19 protein-coding genes are annotated in these 15,847 nt (G+C 64.7%); 12 read left to right on the forward strand and 7 right to left on the reverse strand.

The window, feature by feature from the left end; genetic code table 11:
• Positions 1–7 precede the first annotated feature (7 nt).
• The 5 genes from MTX21_RS02285 (at position 8) to blaOXA (ending at position 5,424) form a co-directional block, all read left to right on the forward strand.
• Entirely contained in the window at positions 8–1,207 is a 1,200-nt protein-coding gene (locus tag MTX21_RS02285; RefSeq protein WP_280970319.1) for an RluA family pseudouridine synthase, read from the forward strand.
• A gap of 436 nt (positions 1,208–1,643) precedes the next feature.
• The gene (locus MTX21_RS02295) at positions 1,644–2,438 is read left to right on the forward strand and encodes an ATP12 family protein (protein ID WP_280970321.1); all 795 of its coding nucleotides are present in this window, start codon (positions 1,644–1,646) and stop codon (positions 2,436–2,438) included.
• Positions 2,439–2,494: 56 nt separating this feature from the next.
• Positions 2,495–4,126, forward strand: coding sequence for a flagellar hook-length control protein FliK (locus MTX21_RS02300; protein ID WP_280970322.1), 1,632 nt, complete (start codon positions 2,495–2,497; stop codon positions 4,124–4,126).
• On the forward strand, positions 4,123–4,386 hold the full coding sequence (locus tag MTX21_RS02305) for an EscU/YscU/HrcU family type III secretion system export apparatus switch protein (RefSeq protein WP_280970323.1): 264 nt from the start codon (positions 4,123–4,125) through the stop codon (positions 4,384–4,386). The genes MTX21_RS02300 and MTX21_RS02305 overlap by 4 nt, the downstream gene beginning before the upstream one ends.
• 219 nt (positions 4,387–4,605) lie before the next feature.
• Positions 4,606–5,424 carry a class D beta-lactamase gene (gene blaOXA, locus MTX21_RS02310; protein ID WP_280970324.1) on the forward strand — a complete coding sequence of 273 codons (819 nt, stop codon included), beginning with the start codon at positions 4,606–4,608 and terminating at the stop codon, positions 5,422–5,424.
• Here blaOXA and MTX21_RS02315 read toward each other — a convergent pair.
• A complete protein-coding gene (locus MTX21_RS02315) occupies positions 5,421–5,906 on the reverse strand; it encodes a hypothetical protein (RefSeq protein WP_280970325.1) in 486 nt (161 codons plus the stop codon). The two genes, blaOXA and MTX21_RS02315, sit on opposite strands and share 4 nt — an antisense overlap.
• Positions 5,907–6,040: 134 nt before the next feature.
• Here MTX21_RS02315 and MTX21_RS02320 point away from each other — a divergent pair, with 134 nt between their 5' ends.
• On the forward strand, positions 6,041–6,694 hold the full coding sequence (locus tag MTX21_RS02320) for a carboxymuconolactone decarboxylase family protein (RefSeq protein ID WP_280970326.1): 654 nt from the start codon (positions 6,041–6,043) through the stop codon (positions 6,692–6,694).
• A gap of 210 nt (positions 6,695–6,904) precedes the next feature.
• On the opposite strand, the gene MTX21_RS02325 is transcribed toward MTX21_RS02320, so the two are convergent.
• Complete coding sequence (locus MTX21_RS02325) at positions 6,905–7,309, reverse strand: DUF4260 domain-containing protein (RefSeq protein ID WP_280970327.1); 405 nt, start codon at positions 7,307–7,309, stop codon at positions 6,905–6,907.
• A gap of 149 nt (positions 7,310–7,458) precedes the next feature.
• On the opposite strand from MTX21_RS02325, the gene MTX21_RS02330 reads away from it, so the two are divergent.
• The 4 genes from MTX21_RS02330 to MTX21_RS02345 all read left to right on the forward strand — a co-directional run bounded on the left by MTX21_RS02330 (position 7,459) and on the right by MTX21_RS02345 (position 10,765).
• Entirely contained in the window at positions 7,459–8,991 is a 1,533-nt protein-coding gene (locus MTX21_RS02330; protein ID WP_280970328.1) for an acyl-CoA carboxylase subunit beta, read from the forward strand.
• Between the two features lie 48 nt (positions 8,992–9,039).
• Complete coding sequence (locus MTX21_RS02335; RefSeq protein WP_280970329.1) at positions 9,040–9,387, forward strand: hypothetical protein; 348 nt, start codon at positions 9,040–9,042, stop codon at positions 9,385–9,387.
• Positions 9,388–9,453: 66 nt separating this feature from the next.
• Complete coding sequence (locus MTX21_RS02340) at positions 9,454–9,939, forward strand: adenosine-specific kinase (RefSeq protein ID WP_280970330.1); 486 nt, start codon at positions 9,454–9,456, stop codon at positions 9,937–9,939.
• 85 nt (positions 9,940–10,024) lie between these two features.
• Positions 10,025–10,765: a protein-L-isoaspartate(D-aspartate) O-methyltransferase gene (locus tag MTX21_RS02345; protein WP_280970331.1), complete on the forward strand. Its 741-nt coding sequence runs from the start codon at positions 10,025–10,027 to the stop codon at positions 10,763–10,765.
• Positions 10,766–10,896: 131 nt separating this feature from the next.
• On the opposite strand, the gene MTX21_RS02350 is transcribed toward MTX21_RS02345, so the two are convergent.
• Both MTX21_RS02350 and MTX21_RS02355 read right to left on the reverse strand, forming a co-directional pair.
• Positions 10,897–11,484, reverse strand: coding sequence for a VOC family protein (locus tag MTX21_RS02350; RefSeq protein ID WP_280971355.1), 588 nt, complete (start codon positions 11,482–11,484; stop codon positions 10,897–10,899).
• Between the two features lie 156 nt (positions 11,485–11,640).
• The gene (locus MTX21_RS02355; protein WP_280970333.1) at positions 11,641–12,297 is read right to left on the reverse strand and encodes a glutathione S-transferase family protein; all 657 of its coding nucleotides are present in this window, start codon (positions 12,295–12,297) and stop codon (positions 11,641–11,643) included.
• A 187-nt stretch (positions 12,298–12,484) separates the two neighbouring features.
• Here MTX21_RS02355 and MTX21_RS02360 point away from each other — a divergent pair, with 187 nt between their 5' ends.
• Entirely contained in the window at positions 12,485–12,799 is a 315-nt protein-coding gene (locus MTX21_RS02360) for a hypothetical protein (RefSeq protein ID WP_280970334.1), read from the forward strand.
• Between the two features lie 168 nt (positions 12,800–12,967).
• Entirely contained in the window at positions 12,968–13,270 is a 303-nt protein-coding gene (locus MTX21_RS02365; protein ID WP_280970335.1) for a twin-arginine translocation signal domain-containing protein, read from the forward strand.
• A 128-nt stretch (positions 13,271–13,398) separates the two neighbouring features.
• Here MTX21_RS02365 and MTX21_RS02370 read toward each other — a convergent pair whose 3' ends face one another.
• The 3 genes from MTX21_RS02370 to MTX21_RS02380 all read right to left on the reverse strand — a co-directional run bounded on the left by MTX21_RS02370 (position 13,399) and on the right by MTX21_RS02380 (position 15,697).
• Positions 13,399–13,632 carry a hypothetical protein gene (locus tag MTX21_RS02370; RefSeq protein ID WP_280970336.1) on the reverse strand — a complete coding sequence of 78 codons (234 nt, stop codon included), beginning with the start codon at positions 13,630–13,632 and terminating at the stop codon, positions 13,399–13,401.
• A 178-nt stretch (positions 13,633–13,810) separates the two neighbouring features.
• Entirely contained in the window at positions 13,811–14,821 is a 1,011-nt protein-coding gene (locus MTX21_RS02375; protein ID WP_280970337.1) for an alpha/beta hydrolase, read from the reverse strand.
• A gap of 177 nt (positions 14,822–14,998) precedes the next feature.
• A complete protein-coding gene (locus MTX21_RS02380) occupies positions 14,999–15,697 on the reverse strand; it encodes a metalloregulator ArsR/SmtB family transcription factor (RefSeq protein WP_280970338.1) in 699 nt (232 codons plus the stop codon).
• Positions 15,698–15,847: the final 150 nt, after the last annotated feature.

Consider the following 15,847-nt stretch of genomic DNA (forward strand, 5'->3'; position numbering starts at 1 on the left):
GGCACGCATGAGCCGCCGCATCAAGAGAGCCAACCCAAAACCCCGCGCCCGCGATGAGCGCAAGGAGGCGCGTCCGTTCAAGGCGCGCAGCGCGCAGAAGGCTGGGCCGCGTCCGGGCGGCAAGCCGGGCGCGAAGCCGCAGCGCTTTGCGGGTGAGCGCGCCGAACGGCGTGCGCCGGAGCCTATCCCCGCAAAGCCCGTCGAGGCTTTGCTGCCGACCAAGGTCCAGACCGTCACCGTCACGGCCGACGAGAACAACATGCGCGTCGACCGCTTTCTCGAGGCGCGCTTTCCCGGCCTGTCGTTCTCCCACATCCAACGCGTCGTCCGCAAAGGCGAGCTGCGCGTCGACGGCAAGCGCGTCGACAGCAAGGACCGTCTGGAGGAGGGGCAGAGCGTCCGCATTCCGCCATTGAAGCTTGACGCGCCCAAGCTGCCCGGCGCGCTGTCGGAAGCTGCGCAAAAGACCCTTCAGGCGCTGAAGGAGATGACGATCTACGAGGACGACGACGTCCTCGTCCTCAACAAGCCCGCTGGCCTTGCAGTGCAGGGCGGCTCAGGCATGACGCGGCACATCGACCAGATGCTGGAGGTGATGCGCGACGCCAAGGGTCAGAAGCCCCGCCTCGTGCACCGGATCGACAGGGAGACGTCGGGCTGTCTCCTGATTGCCAAGACACGCTTTGCTGCGAGCCATCTGACTGGCGCCTTCCGTTCGCGTTCGGCGCGGAAGATCTACTGGGCGTTGGTGCCGGGCGTGCCGAAACCGAAGCAGGGCCGCATCTCGACCTTCCTTGCCAAGGAGGAGGGCGAGGAGGACACCATCATGCGCATCGCCCAGCACGGTGACGAGGGCGCGAGCCACGCGGTGACCTACTATGCGATGGTCGAGACCGCCGGCAACAAGCTGACCTGGGTGTCGCTGAAGCCGGTCACCGGCCGCACCCATCAGCTACGCGCGCATATGGCTCATATCGGCCATGCCATCATCGGCGACCCTAAATACTTCAACAAGGAGAACTGGGAGCTGCCGGGCGGGCTGCAAAACCGGCTGCATCTGCTCGCGCGCCGCATCGTGATTCCGCATCCGCGCGGCGGCGTGATCGACGCGACCGCGCCGCTGCCGCCGCACATGCAGCAGTCGTGGAACCTGCTCGGGCTGGATGCAACCAGATTTGATCCGATCGAGAACGCGCCTGAAGAATAGTCAAGTTGACCGGGCGCTGGAGGAGCACAACATATCCTCCATGAAACGGCTCTCGATTTCTCTTCTTGTCTTGGCGTCGCTTTTGGCGGGTCAGATTGCCTCGGCGCAGTTGCTTCTGCCGGGGACCTCGCAATTCAATCCGCCGCCGCCTCCGCCACCCTCTCCGCCCCAGATCGAGGTGCCGAAAGTCCCGCAATTCGACGCGCCGCCGAGCTACAACTACCAGCCGATCCCGCGAACGTCGTTCGGCGACCGCATCTCGAAATGCTTGGAAGACGCCGCCGGCGCAGGGTTAGGGCCCGCCGCTCGGGCGGCCTATTCGCGGAGCTGCGCGAACCAGTAAGGCCCCCATGAGGTGGTGCCCGCGGCTCGCTTTATCGGCCACCGGTCTTATCTTAAAAGTCTGGCATTCAGGAAGCGGGACCGAAAACGTAAGATGCGTGAATTGTTCGATGAGGCTGCGGGGCAATCCCCGCTCGATCCGCATGAAGCGGCCCGCCAGGCCGCACGCGCGCCGCTGCGCAAGCGCTTCTACAAGGAGGTGGGCGTGGCCGAGGCCGAGGGCGGCTTCACTGTCACGCTCGACGGCAAGCCGATCCGCACGCCTTCGAGCCGCCAGGTGGTGATCCCTTCGCGGGGGCTGGCCGATGCCGTGGCCGCGGAATGGGAGGCGCAGAAGGAAGCGCTCGATCCCATGACCATGCCGCTGACGCGGCTTGCCAACAGCGTGATCGAGGGCGTCGTCGACCGCGTCGGTTCCGTCAGCGACGATCTGGCAAAATACTTCCAGTCGGATTTGCTGTTCTATCGCGCCGGCCATCCGAAGGGGTTGGTCGCCCGCGAGGCCGCGCATTGGGACCCCGTGCTGTTCTGGGCCGCCGAAACGCTGGGCGCGCATTTCATCCTGTCCGAGGGCATCATGCACGTGAAGCAGCCGGAGGAGGCGGTGCAAGCCGCGCGCGCCGCGTTGCCGGACGATCCTTGGGCCGTGGCGGCGCTGCATGTGATCACGACGCTGACCGGTTCGGCGCTGCTGGCGCTGGCGCTGGCGCACGGTGCGCGCGATGCCGACCAGGTCTGGGCGGCCGCCCATGTCGATGAGGACTGGAACGCCGACCAATGGGGTGTGGACGAAGAGGCCGCCGGCCGCCGTGCCGCCCGCCTGAGGGATTTTGAGGCCGCCGTGGCGGTGCTCGCGGCCGCGAAGCCGGCCGGGGCCGAAGGTCCTTAACGAGAGGTTTACGACGACGGCCCTAGGGTGGAGGCGCATTCCCCTGGGCCGCCTCTATGCCGACGCCGATAAGCTCGATCGTCCCCGTCAGTTCCGCCGGTCCCAGGGCCGATGCGGGAACGAGCGGGCTCGTGCTCCAGGACGGCAGCGTGGTTGACGCCAAGGTCGTCAGCGTGCTTGCCGATAACCTCGTTCGGATCGCAATCGCCAATCTCTCCCTTGACGTGGTGTCGGAAGTGGCGCTGTCGCCGGGACAGAACCTTCAGCTCGCGGTCTCCCAGAGTGACGGCACCATCCGGCTCGCCGTCGTCAACGGGACAGGCGAGGCGCTGACCGATCAGGTCACGCTGACGCCGGCCGGTGCATCACGGGTGGACAGCCCGCCGCTTGCGCCGTCGCTGAGCGCAATGCGCAATCCCCTGACGCTGGCCGAACAGGTCGCGGTGACCGTGGCCTCGGCCGAGGCCGTGACGAAACAGGGCAGCCAGGCGTCGCTGTTTGCTAACCTCACCGCAGTCGTGACCGGCAGCGATCTGCCGGCGGGTCTAAAGCAGGCGGTGCTGGACGTGCTCGCGCAGCAGACGCCGCTCAACAGTCAGCTCGACGGCGGCGATATCGAGTCCGCCTTCCAGAAGTCGGGTCTGTTTCTCGAGGCCTCGCTGGCGTCCGCCGCGACGCCGTCGTCCGGTACCATGCCGGATTTGAAGGCGGCGCTGCTGGTGCTACGCCAGACCTTGGCCGCGACCTCCGGCACGCTCGAAGCTGGCGCGTCGCAAGCGGCGGCGCAAGCAGCCGCGCCTTCGATGAACTCTGCCGCCCCGTCGCAGGCCTTGCCGGCTCAGGCTGCAGCCGAGGCGGTGCAGGCGGCATTGCCGTCCGCGGACGCGGATATCGCTCAATCGCCGCAAATGCCGCGCAGTGCCAATCTCGCAGCCGCCGTGCTGGCCGATATGGCTGGCGACGCTCCGCAAGCGACGACCGGGCGAACCATGACGGCGGGCCTTGCCACGAGCCTCCTGCAAGAAGTCACGCAAAATCTGCCGCGCATGACGGGCAACGTTCCGGGTTCGAACAAGGCCGTGCCGGACAGCCACGTGTTCGAGGCTGTGCGCACGGCCACGCCGCCGCCGTTCCGCGGCGCGCTGCCGTCGCCGCAATCGATCGTCGCACCGTCGCTCACGCCGGATACCCCGCTGGCTGCGACCGTGCATCGCCTGCTCGACGACACCGATGCCGCTATCGCGCGGCAGACCTTGTTGCAGGTCGCCTCGCTGCCCGATCGCGTCGACGCCAGCGGCCATCGCATCGATCCGACCGTGCCGCAGTGGAATTTCGAAATCCCGTTCGCGACGCCGCAGGGCACTGCGATGGCGCAATTCGAGATCTCGCGCGACGGCGGCAGCGAGTCAGCCGATCCCGCCAAGCGCACGTGGCGCGCGCGTTTTTCGCTCAATGTCGAGCCGGCTGGCCCGGTGCATGCGCTGATCACGCTCAATGGCGACAAGACTTTCGTGCGGATGTGGGCGGAGCGACCCACCACCGCGCAGCAATTGCGCGCCGGCGTCGGTGAACTCAGCCAGGCCCTGACGAAGGCTGAGCTCAAGCCCGGCGATATTATCGTGCGCGACGGCACCCCGCCGCAGCCGGCACCGGCCCGCGCCGGGCACTTCCTGGATCGCGCGACATGAGCAACGACACCAAGCTTGCGATCGCGCTTCACTACGAGAAGGGCAGCGGCGCGCCGGTGGTCGTCGCCAAGGGCAGGGGCACGATCGGCGAGAAGATCGTCGAGATCGCCAAGGCCCACGACATCCCGATCGAGGAGAACGAAGTCCTAGCCGGCGCGTTGTCCAAGGTCGAGCTCGGCGAGGAGATCCCGCCGGACCTTTACAAGGCCGTCGCCGAGGTGCTGGTGTTCGTGCTGCGGCTATCGGGCCGGGCGCGGTAGAGCATGATCCGGACCCGAAGGGCCGCGCTAGCGCAAAGTGGTAGCGGTTTTCCCTCGCGACAAACGCGGAAGGCGTTTGCGCGGGAGATCATGCTCAAACAACAACCTAAAGCGCGATGACGATTCATCCCAATCTCATCGCGCTTTAGCCTGTCATCGTTTCAACACGATAGCGGCTGCATGGTCGCGGCCACTTTCACCACTCAACGGACGTTTCGCTTGCCCACCCGCCGTTCCACCCTCGGCCTTCTTGCCGCAGCCGCCATCCTGCCGTCGCGCGCGCTTGCCAATGTCGCGCCGCCGCGCAACGAGATCCGCGAGAGCCTCGCAAAGCGCTTCACCGATCTAGGTACGGCCGGCACCTTCATCGGCTACAAGGTCGACGATTACCTGATCATCGCCAGCGACAGGGAGCGCTCGGGCGAGGGCAAGCTGCCGGCCTCGACCTTCAAGATCCCGAACTCGCTGATTGCGCTGGAAACCGGCGTGGTCGCCGATCCGGACAAGGATGTCTTCCCCTGGGACGGCGTCAAGCGCCCGATCGAGGCCTGGAACAAGGACCACACGCTGCGCAGCGCGATCGCGGTGAGCGCAGTGCCGGTCTATCAGGAGATCGCACGCCGCATCGGGCAGGAGCGGATGCAGAAATACGTCGATCTCCTCGACTACGGCAATCGGGACATCGGCGGCGGCATCGACCAGTTCTGGCTCACCGGAAATCTGCGCATCGATCCGATCGAGCAGATCGATTTCGTCGACCGGCTGCGCCGCCGCGCGCTGCCGATCTCGAAGCGCAGCCAGGATCTCGTCTGTGATATCCTGCCGGTGACCAAGGTCGGCGACGCCGTCATTCACGTGAAGTCCGGACTGCTGGGCGCCGAGCGCGGCGAGCCGTCGCTCGGCTGGATGGTGGGCTGGGCTGAGAAGGGCAGTGCGCAAACGGTGTTCGCGCTCAACATGGATTGTCGCGAGCAACGTCACATCGACGCCCGCATGACCCTGACGCAGGCCTGTCTCACCGATATCGAGGCGATCTAGCGCCGGTTGAGCGCCAACGAAACGCCGGTGACATTGGTGCCCTGCGGACGGATCGAGACGCTTTGTCGGCTGCCGCGCGTCGTTAGCGACAGATTGGCCGAGAAGTTATCGCCGCGCGCGGCTGCGTCGACATGGTCTGCCGTCGCGCGCCCCGAGATCGTGCCGGAAGCGTTGCGCGTGGCTTCGCTCCATGAGCCCGAAATGGCGCCGTCGCGATATTCGACATTGCCCGCGAGATCGAAATTATAGCTCTGGCTGGCGCATCGCAGATTGAGGCGAAGCTCGCCGCCGCCACCTGCGACGTTATAGGTCGCGCGGCAGCGCAGCCGTTCCTGTGCGCCGTCGGTTGTGCTCAGCGTGCCGCTGCCCGACCATGTGCCGGCCATCGCGGCAAACGGAGATGAAGCGGCGCCGGCTGCACCGTAGGGAAGGCACAGCGCGACGACGATCAAGCCTGCCCGCGCAATACCGGATCTGGACATTGCAGACCTCCATCTTGGGATTCATGGTCGTTCCAACGCGCGAACCGGAAAGCGGTTCTTGGAGTTCCACAATGTCTGGCGTCCCTTGGCGCGCTGGACTAGCCTGTTGGGAACAACCAAAGCGGGAGGAAAAGATGAATTCTGCCTTGTGGGCCTCGTCACTGGCATTGGCTGCCGCGGGCGGCTGGCTCGCCGCCACCACGTTTGCAGCGCCTGCCACCAGCAAGGAGCCGCGCTTTCCGCAGCTCACGATGAATCAGCTCGACGAGAAGCAGAAGCCGCTCGGCGAGCAGATCATGAAGGTCTCGAGCGTCGGCATCGGCGGGCCCTACAATCCGATGATCCGCAGCCCTGTGCTCGGCCAGCGCCTGTTCGACCTGTTTCACTATTTGCGCTGGGAAACTTCGGTTCCAACCAAGCTCAACGAGTTCGCGATCCTGGTGATCGCGCGCCAATGGCGCTCGCAGGTGGAATGGTTCGCCCATGCACCGCTCGCGGCCAAGGCGGGTCTGTCGCCGGATATCATCGCCGAGCTGAAGGCCAACAAGCGGCCGTCGAAGATGGGCGAGGACGAAGCGGTGGTCTATGACTTCGTCACCGAGCTCACCACCACCAAGAAGGTCTCGGACGAGACCTACGCGCGCGCCAAGAAGGTGTTTGGCGATCAGCAGATCGTCGATCTCACCGCGCTCGCCGGCAATTACGTGATGGTCGCGATGCTGCTGGCGATGGCCGGGGAAACCGTGCCGCCTGACAAGGAGGAGCCGTTCAAGGCGGGTGAGCCGTAACGTAAAGGCGAGCAGCTTCTTTGTGGTCACCCTTCGAGACGCCCGCCCTTTGGGCGGGCACCTCAGGATGAGGTATTTGCTTCGCGGCGAAGATGCTAGACCCTCATGGTAAGGAGCCCGCGCAGCGGGGCGTCTCGAACCATGAAGGCCGAGCAGCCAGTAGAATAACCACGACGCGCGCTGTCCCGGCCGCCGCCAAGGGACCGCAGATCAGGTCCCGTCCTGCCGCCCGATCCGCCCGAGATGGGTAAAGCCGAAGCCGGCGGAATATTTCAGGCCATAGCCGAGCGCCCGGTCGACGCCGATATGGGCGAGCCAGATCAAGGCTATGGACAGGGTAAGCGGCGAAGCTAGGCCGAAGCCCAGCGTCATCAGTGTCACCGGCGCCAGGTAGCTGTGGGCGGCGTTGTAGACCATCGCCCCGAACTTCGCGTCCGACAGGTAGGCGAGGAAGCTTAAGTCAGGCACCAGGAAGAGCAGGAGGTAGAGCGTCCAGGAGCCGCCCCAGGCGCCGTAGAGCAGCGTCATGCCCGCGAACAGCGTCAGCCCCTCCAGCCGCAAGAGAAGCCTGACGCCGCCGGTGGCCGCGCCGGTCTCGGTTACGCTCTGATCCATGGTCCGCCTCCCAAGGCAAAACTTTGTAATCGCTCACGCTTTCCGTACCGGCAGGGCAGCCCTGCGAGGCCGAAAGCCGCTTTCCGGCCCGCAAAATGCCGTGTTAGAACCCCCGGCAATCGCATTTAGCTAAGAACTGGCGGGAGCAAATGAAACATATCCTGGACGCCCTTGAAGAACGTCGTGCCGGCGCAAAGCTCGGCGGCGGGGAAAAGCGCATCGAGGCGCAGCACGCCCGCGGCAAGCTGACGGCGCGCGAGCGCATCGAGCTGCTGCTCGACAAGGGATCGTTCGAGGAGTTCGACATGTTCGTCGAGCACCGCTCCACCGAGTTCGGCATGGAGAAGACCAAGGTGCCGGGCGACGGCGTCGTCACCGGCTGGGGCACCGTCAACGGCCGCAAGACTTTTGTGTTCGCCAAGGACTTCACCGTATTCGGCGGTTCGCTGTCCGAGACCCACGCGCTGAAGATCACAAAGCTTCAGGACATGGCGATGAAGGCGAGGGCGCCCATCATCGGCCTCTATGACGCGGGCGGCGCGCGTATCCAGGAGGGCGTCGCGGCGCTCGCGGGCTACTCCTACGTCTTCCGCCGCAACGTGCTGGCTTCGGGCGTGATCCCGCAGATCTCGGTCATCATGGGGCCGTGCGCCGGCGGTGACGTCTATTCGCCCGCCATGACCGACTTCATCTTCATGGTGAAGAACACCAGCTACATGTTCGTCACCGGCCCTGACGTGGTGAAGACCGTCACCAACGAGGTCGTCACCGCCGAAGAGCTCGGAGGCGCTTCGGTTCACGCGACGCGCTCCTCGATCGCCGACGGCGCCTTCGAGAACGACGTCGAGACGCTCTTGCAGATGCGGCGCCTGATCGACTTCCTGCCGTCCAACAACACCGACGGCGTGCCGGAATGGCCGAGCTTCGACGACATCGGCCGCGTCGACATGTCGCTCGACACGCTGATCCCCGACAATCCGAACAAGCCCTATGACATGAAGGAGCTGATCCTGAAGGTCGTGGACGAGGGCGACTTCTTCGAGATCGCGGAGGCCTTCGCCAAGAACATCGTCACCGGCTTCGGCCGCATCGCGGGCCGCACCGTCGGCTTCGTTGCCAACCAGCCGATGGTGCTCGCCGGCGTGCTCGACTCCGACGCCTCGCGCAAGGCGGCACGCTTCGTCCGCTTCTGCGACGCCTTCAACATCCCGATCGTCACCTTCGTCGACGTTCCCGGCTTTTTGCCCGGAACCGCGCAAGAATATGGCGGCCTGATCAAGCACGGCGCGAAACTGCTGTTCGCCTATTCACAGTGCACCGTGCCGCTGGTGACGATCATCACCCGCAAGGCCTATGGCGGCGCCTTCGACGTCATGGCGTCCAAGGAGATCGGTGCCGACATGAACTACGCCTGGCCGACCGCCCAGATCGCGGTGATGGGCGCCAAGGGCGCGGTGGAGATCATTTTCCGTTCTGACATCGGCGACCCCGAGAAGATCGCGGCGCGCACCAAGGAATACGAAGACCGCTTCCTGTCCCCCTTCATCGCCGCCGAGCGCGGCTACATCGACGACGTCATCATGCCGCACTCGACCCGTCGCCGGATCGCAAGGGCGCTGGCGATGCTGAAGGACAAGAAGACGGAAATGCCGGCGAAGAAGCACGACAATTTACCGTTGTGAGGGGGCTACCGGCTGGAGCCAAAGCTCGCGAGGCACCTTGATCTTCCAATGACCGAAGACGATCCTCTCGACGAGATTTCCGAGATCGAAGCGCGGATCGAGGCGTTGGCCGAGATCGCGGAGCGATGCCGGAAGTTCATTCTGGCTTCCAAGATCGCGATCGGCGGCGGGGCCGCATTGCTGCTGATCACGATCCTCGGCCTGCTCGGAGCAGGTCAGGTCGCGGCGCTCGGATCGATCGCCTTGGTGCTCGGCGGGATCGTGTCGCTCGGCTCGAACATCAGCACGTTGCGGCAGACCGATGCCGCGATCAGCGCGGCGGAGATGCGCCGCCTGGAGTTGATCGGCAGGATCGACCTTCGTCTGGTCGCTGATACGCCCATGAAGCTGATGTGAAGCGGCTTGCAATCGTCTGCCGGGGGCCTACCATGACTGGCGTTGGACCCTTGCGGGAGCGCAGCCATGGAACTCGCCGTGGTGCCCATCGTCAAGCCGGACGCCACCAACTTCATCTTCGGCCAATCGCATTTCATCAAGACCGTGGAAGACCTCCACGAGGCGCTGGTCGGTGCGGTGCCGGGCATCCGCTTCGGACTGGCCTTCTGTGAAGCCTCCGGCAAGCGGCTGGTGCGCTGGTCGGGGAACGACGAACCTGCTCTCACCCTCGCGCGCGACAACGCATTGGCCATCGGCGCCGGACACACGTTCCTGATCTTCCTGGGTGACGGATTCTTTCCCGTCAACGTGCTGGCTGCGGTGCGCGCGGTGCCGGAGGTCTGCCGCATCTATTGTGCGACGGCCAATCCGACACAGGTGATCGTCGCGCAAACGGACCTCGGGCGCGGCGTGCTCGGCGTGGTGGATGGCAACTCGCCGCTAGGCATTGAGACCGACGCGGACATTGCGTGGCGGAAAGACCTGCTGCGAAAGATCGGCTACAAGCTGTAACGACTGGATGCCGGCATTGGCCGGCTCCACGCGTTGCGCTCAAGCGGTCGACGCCAATTGCGTATCTCGTGGAGAGCGCACGATCATGAAGGCCTTGCTGCACCTGTTTGCCATGGTTGTCGCGGCGTGGGAGGCGGCCGCACAGGATGCACCACCGGACGACCAATGCGTCCGTGAACGCGCCGCCATGGTCGAAACCATCCGGGCCTACGCCCGGTCCGCCGGAAGTAGCTTGGGACAGCAAGGCCTGTCGGAAAAGGTGCTCGAGGCCATGGCGCAAACCAAACGCCATCTGTTCATCCCCGAGCGATCCTGCGCGATCGCTTACGCCGACAGTCCAGTACCGATCGGCCTCGGCCAGACCATCTCGCAGCCCTCCATCGTGGCCTTGATGACCCATTTGGCCGAGGTCGCGCCCGATCACGTCGTGCTCGAGATCGGCACAGGTTCGGGCTACCAGGCCGCCATCCTTGCGCACCTGGCGCGAAAGGTCTGCACCATCGAGATCATGCCGCAATTGGCCGAGACCGCCACCAAGACTCTGAGAGACCTCGCGTATGACAATGTGAGCGTCAGGCTTGGCGACGGCTACGATGGCTGGCCCGAATGCGGTCCCTTTGACGCCATCGTCGTGACGGCCGCGCTGGAGCATCCGCCACCGCCGTTGATCGAGCAGCTCAAAGTGGGGGGTCGTCTCGTCATGCCGGTGGGAGCCGGTTACACCACGCAGGAGCTCACGGTCGTCGAAAAAGTCGCCCCCGGCAAGACGACGACGCGCAGCGTCGCTCTCGTGCGGTTTGTCCCCTTTACGCGTTCACAGAACTAGAAGCGCGCAACGGTCGAGCTCGAACGCGTAGGGCGGGAGAGGCGAAGCCGTAACCCGCCGCTTTTCTGACGACAGATTGGCGGACTATGTTAGCGCCAATCCGCCCTACGGCTGCGAAGCTTTCTCTTTGTCTACGCGGCCTTGTGCTGCTTCATGGCCTCCGCCGCGCGCTTCTTCAGTTCGGCCGGAGATACGTCCTCGATATGGGTGCCGATGTGCCAGCGGTTGCCGGCCGGATCCGTCACGCCGCCGCTTCGGTCGCCGTAAAATTGATCAGCGGGCTCCATCAACGATGTGCCGCCAGCCTTGAGCGCCTTCTGATAAACTGCGTCGACATTGGGTACGTAGAGATACAGCATCGTGGACGTTGCTTGTGCGCGGTCCGAGGAGTCGGAAATCATCACGACAGAATTTCCGATTTTGAACTCCGCATGCCCAACCTTGCCGTCGGGCCGCATCATCGGCTCGAAGACCGGTTGGGCTCCGAATGCGTCTTTCATGAAACGGATGATTTTCTCCGCGCCATCGACGACGAGATAGGGCGTGACGGTGTGGTATCCCTCGGGAACCGGCTTTACCTTGGTTGCCATGGCTGTCTCTTCTGGTTTGATGAATCCATGCAGGACGACCCAGCCCATGTCGTGTGCGGAATCTTCGACCCGGTCTTTGAATAAAGTATGACGGCTGGCACGCTGCGGTTCAGCGGATGGTCGCGTCAATGCTTGTCCGCTGCCAAGTTCCTCGTTGTCAGCGTTGTCGCCATGCCCGGTTGTGTAGGGTGGGTTAGTCCCGCGGCTGCGCGAAGCGCAAGCCGTTGGGCGTAACCCACCAAGGTCTGCTTCACCGGGATGGAGAAGTGGCGGATTACGCTTTCGCTAATCCGCCCTACGTGCCGCATCTGCCGCAGCGAAATGCGCCATCTGGTCTGCGTGGGCCTTGACGAACGCCGGGCGGGCCGTGGCGCGCGCGACGTAGGCGCGACAGGCCGGATGTCCCGCGAGCCCGTCGAAACGATCGACGGGGCGCAGCACGTCCGACATCAGGATATCGGCAACGGAGAAGGACCCCGCCAGCCATTCGCGACCCGCCAGCACCGGTTCGAGGTGTTTGAGGCGGAGCTTGAGGAAATCGTCCAGAAATTTCCATGCCGGCGTGTCGCCCGCATTGCCGGTGAACTTCAGGATGGACCAGGGCAGGCTGGCCATCTCCACTGAATTGAGCGCCGCGAACACCCACTTCATAGCCTCGCTGCGACCGCGCGGATCGGCCGGCATCAGTGCTGTGCTGCGCTCGCCAAGATGAAGCAGGATCGCGCCGCTTTCGAAGATCGAGATGTCGCCATCGGTCAGCCACGGCACCTGGCCGAAGGGCTGGTGCGCAAAATGCGCGGCGCCCCTTGCGTCGAACGGCACGCTCGCGACGCGATAAGGCAAGGAAGCCTCTTCCAGGGTCCAACGCACACGAAGGTCGCGCACAAAACCCCGCGGCATTTCGGGAACCCAATCGAAGGTGGTCAGCGTGAGGTCGGCCATTCGGCATCTCCATGTCCTGGTTCACCGCAAGGACGGACGAAGGGCCTGCGTTCCGACATCCGCGACGAATATTTTTCGCGGGGCTGCCTCAACTCACGGTCCTCGGGCAGAAGCCGTTCGGCAACCTGTCGTATGCTCTTCCATAAACGGCTATCCTGCGGCCAAACAACCATCGGGAGGACAACCAATGCCCGCCACCTTCTTCGTCGTCCGTGCCACCGTCGCCGATCCTGGCAAGCGTTCCGCCTTCGACAAATGGTACGAGACCGAACATCTGCCGGACGCGGTGAAAGCGTTCGGCGTGAGCAAGGCGTGGCGGTTTTGGAGTCTCGACGAGCCCTCGTTGCATCAGGCGATGTATCAGTTCGCTGACGAGGCGGCGCTCGAGGCCATGCTGAGGGGCGAGGCGCTGAAGCGGCTGACTGCGGACTTCAACCGCGACTGGCCCGAGGTCACGCGCACGCGCGAGACGTTGGTGCTCGCGCAGGAGTTTGGGACGTAGCCACGCATCCCGGAATGACGGCAGCGTTGGCTGTGCTGCGCTCGATACGGGCTACCAAGCTTCGTGCCAGCTTTTCCATGAATCTGAATGCGCGATTCAGCCGCAGTTCATGCTGTCACCCCGACACTTCGCTCTGCATCACTCGCCCGATAGCCCAGAGGACATGTCATGGAGCGCCGGAACTTTTTGAAACTTGCATTCGGTGTCGCGGCTGGAGCGGCCGCGTTCACGGCCACTGCACAGGCCGCGCCGTTGTCGCCGCAGCCGATCGATGACGGCGCTCGCATGTCGCAAGGCAATCCGGACGCCCATCCCGCAGTCACCACCAGCGAGGAAGCCGCTCACCTCAAGCCCGAGCAGGTCGGCTGGCACGGCCGCCATTGGGGCTGGCGTCATCGGCACTGGGGTTGGCGCCGCCGTCACTGGGGCTGGCGTCGGCGCTGGCATCGTCGCCATTGGCGTCATTGGTAAGGTCGCCGCCACCGCAGCCTGCCGACGACAAACGGGGACCGCTTTGCGGTCCCCGTTTTGTTCAGGCATCATCGACAAAAATGGCCGCGCCAGCCAATGCAGCGCGGCCACTTTGCAGTACGAACAGTTCAGAACGGGCGGCAGCGGCCGGCGTACCAGCGGAAGCCGTAGGGGCACACGCGCGGGCGCGGAGCGACCACGACCGGCGGCCGAGGAGCGACCACGACCGGGCCGCGCATCGGGCGGCAGCCGCCATAGGGGCCGCGATACCAGCCGGGGCCGCAGCCGCCGGCGGCGCTAGCCGCCTCGCTGAAGCCGACGACGGCGCTGGCGAGCATCACGGCTGCGAGCAGATATTTCATTTGATCTTCCTTCTCGTCCTTGGGGCAGGCGCTTGGGCGCACAATGAATCAAAAGACACGATTGGACACGTTAAACTTGGTGGAACGTGTCGACACGGCGCGATCCAACTTGGCAATCATGACCTGAATGCGACATGAATGCGCGCCTCGTTGTCGCGTCAGGCGATAGCGACTGGCGCTAGCGGCCGAGGAAGCCGAGCACCAATTCTTTGTACTTGTCGGGCGCTTCCAGGAAGACGAGGTGACCGGTGTCCGGAACCACCTCGGCCCGCGCGTTCGGCATCTTGGCGGCCAGCGTCTTTGCGAGATCGGCGTTGTGTCCCATCTTCGACCGTAGCGCCTCTGGTGCGTTCGGCCGGCCCGGGGCGTTGTGGTCGTCGGCGCCCATGATGAACAGCGTCGGCTCGGAAAGAAGCGGAATCTCGTGTGCCACAGGCTCGCGATAGATCATCTGGCCTGAGCTGACGAAGGCGCGCAGCCAGCGCGGATAGTCCGGGCTGCCCTTGACGTTGAAGCGCGCGTCGACGAACGGCGTGATCTGATCAGGCGGGAGCTTGATCGCATAGTTGCTCTCGAGCTGCTTGCGGTAGCCTTCCGCCGTGAGCTTGTCCTCGGTCTCGATGATCTTCTCGGTCGGCACGGGCGGCACGTAGAGGCGATAGTCTTCCAGCCCGATCGGCGCGGTCAGCACGAGGTGCACAACACGATCCGGATAGGCCCGCGCGATGCGCACCCCTAACATGCCGCCCATGGAATGGGCGACGATGTCGGCCTTGTCGATCTTGAGATGGTCGAGCAGCGCGATGGTGTTGCGCGCCAGCGTGTCGAAATGCAGTTCGCCCTGCGGCTTGGAGGATTTGCCGAAGCCGATCTGGTCCGGTACGACGACGCGATAGCCGGCCTCGCTCAGCATCCTGATCACCGGCGCCCAGTAGCTCGACGGAAAATTGCGCCCGTGCAGCAGCAGCACGGTGCGGCCATTCGGCTGCACTGGCGCCACGTCCATATAGGCCATGCGGACATTCTCGCCGTCGTTGACCAGCGGCAATAGGTTGACGGGATAGGGATAGGCAAAGCCCTCGAGCGCGATGCCATAGGGCTCGCGCGGTGTGGTGTCGGCGGCATGGGTGGAGGCGAGTGGAGAGGCGAGAAGGGCGGCGCAGAGCGTGGCCGACAGGATGCGGTTCATGGAGGTCTCTGATTGGAATTGATGCTGCGAGACACAGTCTCCGTCATGCCCGGGCAAAAGCGCGAAGCGCGTCTTCGCGCAGATGTCCTGGGCATCCACGTGCGAGCCGCAATAAACGCGTGGATGGCCGGGTCAAGCCCGGCCATGACGAGAGTCGCCGTTCACACGCAGTTGTGTTTATTCCCGCCCGTCGCCGAACAGTGCGGCGAACTGCTTTTCGCCGGTTCGGGTGAAGTTCACCACGCGGCTGCCGGGCGTCGCATCGCGTGCGGCCCACTTCAATTCGGTGAAGCGCTTCATCATGGCCGCGCCGAGCGTGCCGGCAAGATGATGGCGCCGCTCGCTCCAGTCGAGGCAGGCCTTGCAGATGGGGCGGCGCGGATGGGCGAGCATGTCGGGCGAGATCTGCAGATGCTTGGCGAGGAAGCGCTCGCCCTCCACCGTCAGTTCGATCTCCTGCTTCTTCTGTTTCACCAGGCGCCGCTCGCGCAAGGAGTCCAGCATCTGCACGCCGAGATCGCCGGCGAGATGGTCATAGCAGATCCGCGCCCGCCGCAGTGCCGGATCCTTCGGCCCCGTTCGCACGCGCATGTGGCCGGCCCGTGCCGCGAGGCCAGCGAGCCCTTCGAGCACACCGGCGACGTCGGGATCGGTGAGGCGATAGTAGCGGTGCCGACCCTGCTTCTCCGGCTCGACCAGCCCGCCGGCCTCGAGCTTGGCGAGATGCGAACTCGCGGTCTGCGGCGTGATGCCGGCTTCCTGCGCGAGTTCGCTCGCGGTGAGCGCGCGGCCGTTCATCAGCGCGGTGAGCATGTTGGCGCGGGCGGGGTCGCCGACGAGCGAAGCGACCATGGCGATGTCGGGTCCTGATTTCATGCTTCGATGATAGCCGAAGCATTGTAGCCGGGCAAGCGCGTAGGCTGTAACCAATTCGTCATTGCGAGGAGCAAAGCGACGAAGCAATCCAGGCTGCCTCCGCGGCCGCACTCTGGATTGCTTCGCGGAGCCTGTCATCGGGCCGCGCTT

Source organism: Bradyrhizobium sp. ISRA430 (assembly GCF_029909975.1).
Classification (GTDB): Bacteria; Pseudomonadota; Alphaproteobacteria; order Rhizobiales; family Xanthobacteraceae; genus Bradyrhizobium.

What these genes read in the sequence shown, in the direction of transcription:
- MTX21_RS02360 (WP_280970334.1), top strand. Translation starts at nt 12,485, where the DNA reads ATGCCCGCCACCTTCTTCGTCGTCCGTGCCACCGTCGCCGATCCTGGC.
- MTX21_RS02370 (WP_280970336.1), bottom strand. Translation starts at nt 13,632, where the DNA reads ATGAAATATCTGCTCGCAGCCGTGATGCTCGCCAGCGCCGTCGTCGGC.
- MTX21_RS02330 (WP_280970328.1), top strand. Translation starts at nt 7,459, where the DNA reads ATGAAACATATCCTGGACGCCCTTGAAGAACGTCGTGCCGGCGCAAAG.
- MTX21_RS02295 (WP_280970321.1), top strand. Translation starts at nt 1,644, where the DNA reads ATGCGTGAATTGTTCGATGAGGCTGCGGGGCAATCCCCGCTCGATCCG.
- MTX21_RS02365 (WP_280970335.1), top strand. Translation starts at nt 12,968, where the DNA reads ATGGAGCGCCGGAACTTTTTGAAACTTGCATTCGGTGTCGCGGCTGGA.
- MTX21_RS02315 (WP_280970325.1), bottom strand. Translation starts at nt 5,906, where the DNA reads ATGTCCAGATCCGGTATTGCGCGGGCAGGCTTGATCGTCGTCGCGCTG.
- MTX21_RS02285 (WP_280970319.1), top strand. Translation starts at nt 8, where the DNA reads ATGAGCCGCCGCATCAAGAGAGCCAACCCAAAACCCCGCGCCCGCGAT.
- MTX21_RS02340 (WP_280970330.1), top strand. Translation starts at nt 9,454, where the DNA reads ATGGAACTCGCCGTGGTGCCCATCGTCAAGCCGGACGCCACCAACTTC.
- MTX21_RS02335 (WP_280970329.1), top strand. Translation starts at nt 9,040, where the DNA reads ATGACCGAAGACGATCCTCTCGACGAGATTTCCGAGATCGAAGCGCGG.
- MTX21_RS02345 (WP_280970331.1), top strand. Translation starts at nt 10,025, where the DNA reads ATGAAGGCCTTGCTGCACCTGTTTGCCATGGTTGTCGCGGCGTGGGAG.
- MTX21_RS02355 (WP_280970333.1), bottom strand. Translation starts at nt 12,297, where the DNA reads ATGGCCGACCTCACGCTGACCACCTTCGATTGGGTTCCCGAAATGCCG.
- MTX21_RS02380 (WP_280970338.1), bottom strand. Translation starts at nt 15,697, where the DNA reads ATGAAATCAGGACCCGACATCGCCATGGTCGCTTCGCTCGTCGGCGAC.
- MTX21_RS02375 (WP_280970337.1), bottom strand. Translation starts at nt 14,821, where the DNA reads ATGAACCGCATCCTGTCGGCCACGCTCTGCGCCGCCCTTCTCGCCTCT.
- MTX21_RS02325 (WP_280970327.1), bottom strand. Translation starts at nt 7,309, where the DNA reads ATGGATCAGAGCGTAACCGAGACCGGCGCGGCCACCGGCGGCGTCAGG.
- MTX21_RS02305 (WP_280970323.1), top strand. Translation starts at nt 4,123, where the DNA reads ATGAGCAACGACACCAAGCTTGCGATCGCGCTTCACTACGAGAAGGGC.
- MTX21_RS02320 (WP_280970326.1), top strand. Translation starts at nt 6,041, where the DNA reads ATGAATTCTGCCTTGTGGGCCTCGTCACTGGCATTGGCTGCCGCGGGC.
- MTX21_RS02300 (WP_280970322.1), top strand. Translation starts at nt 2,495, where the DNA reads ATGCCGACGCCGATAAGCTCGATCGTCCCCGTCAGTTCCGCCGGTCCC.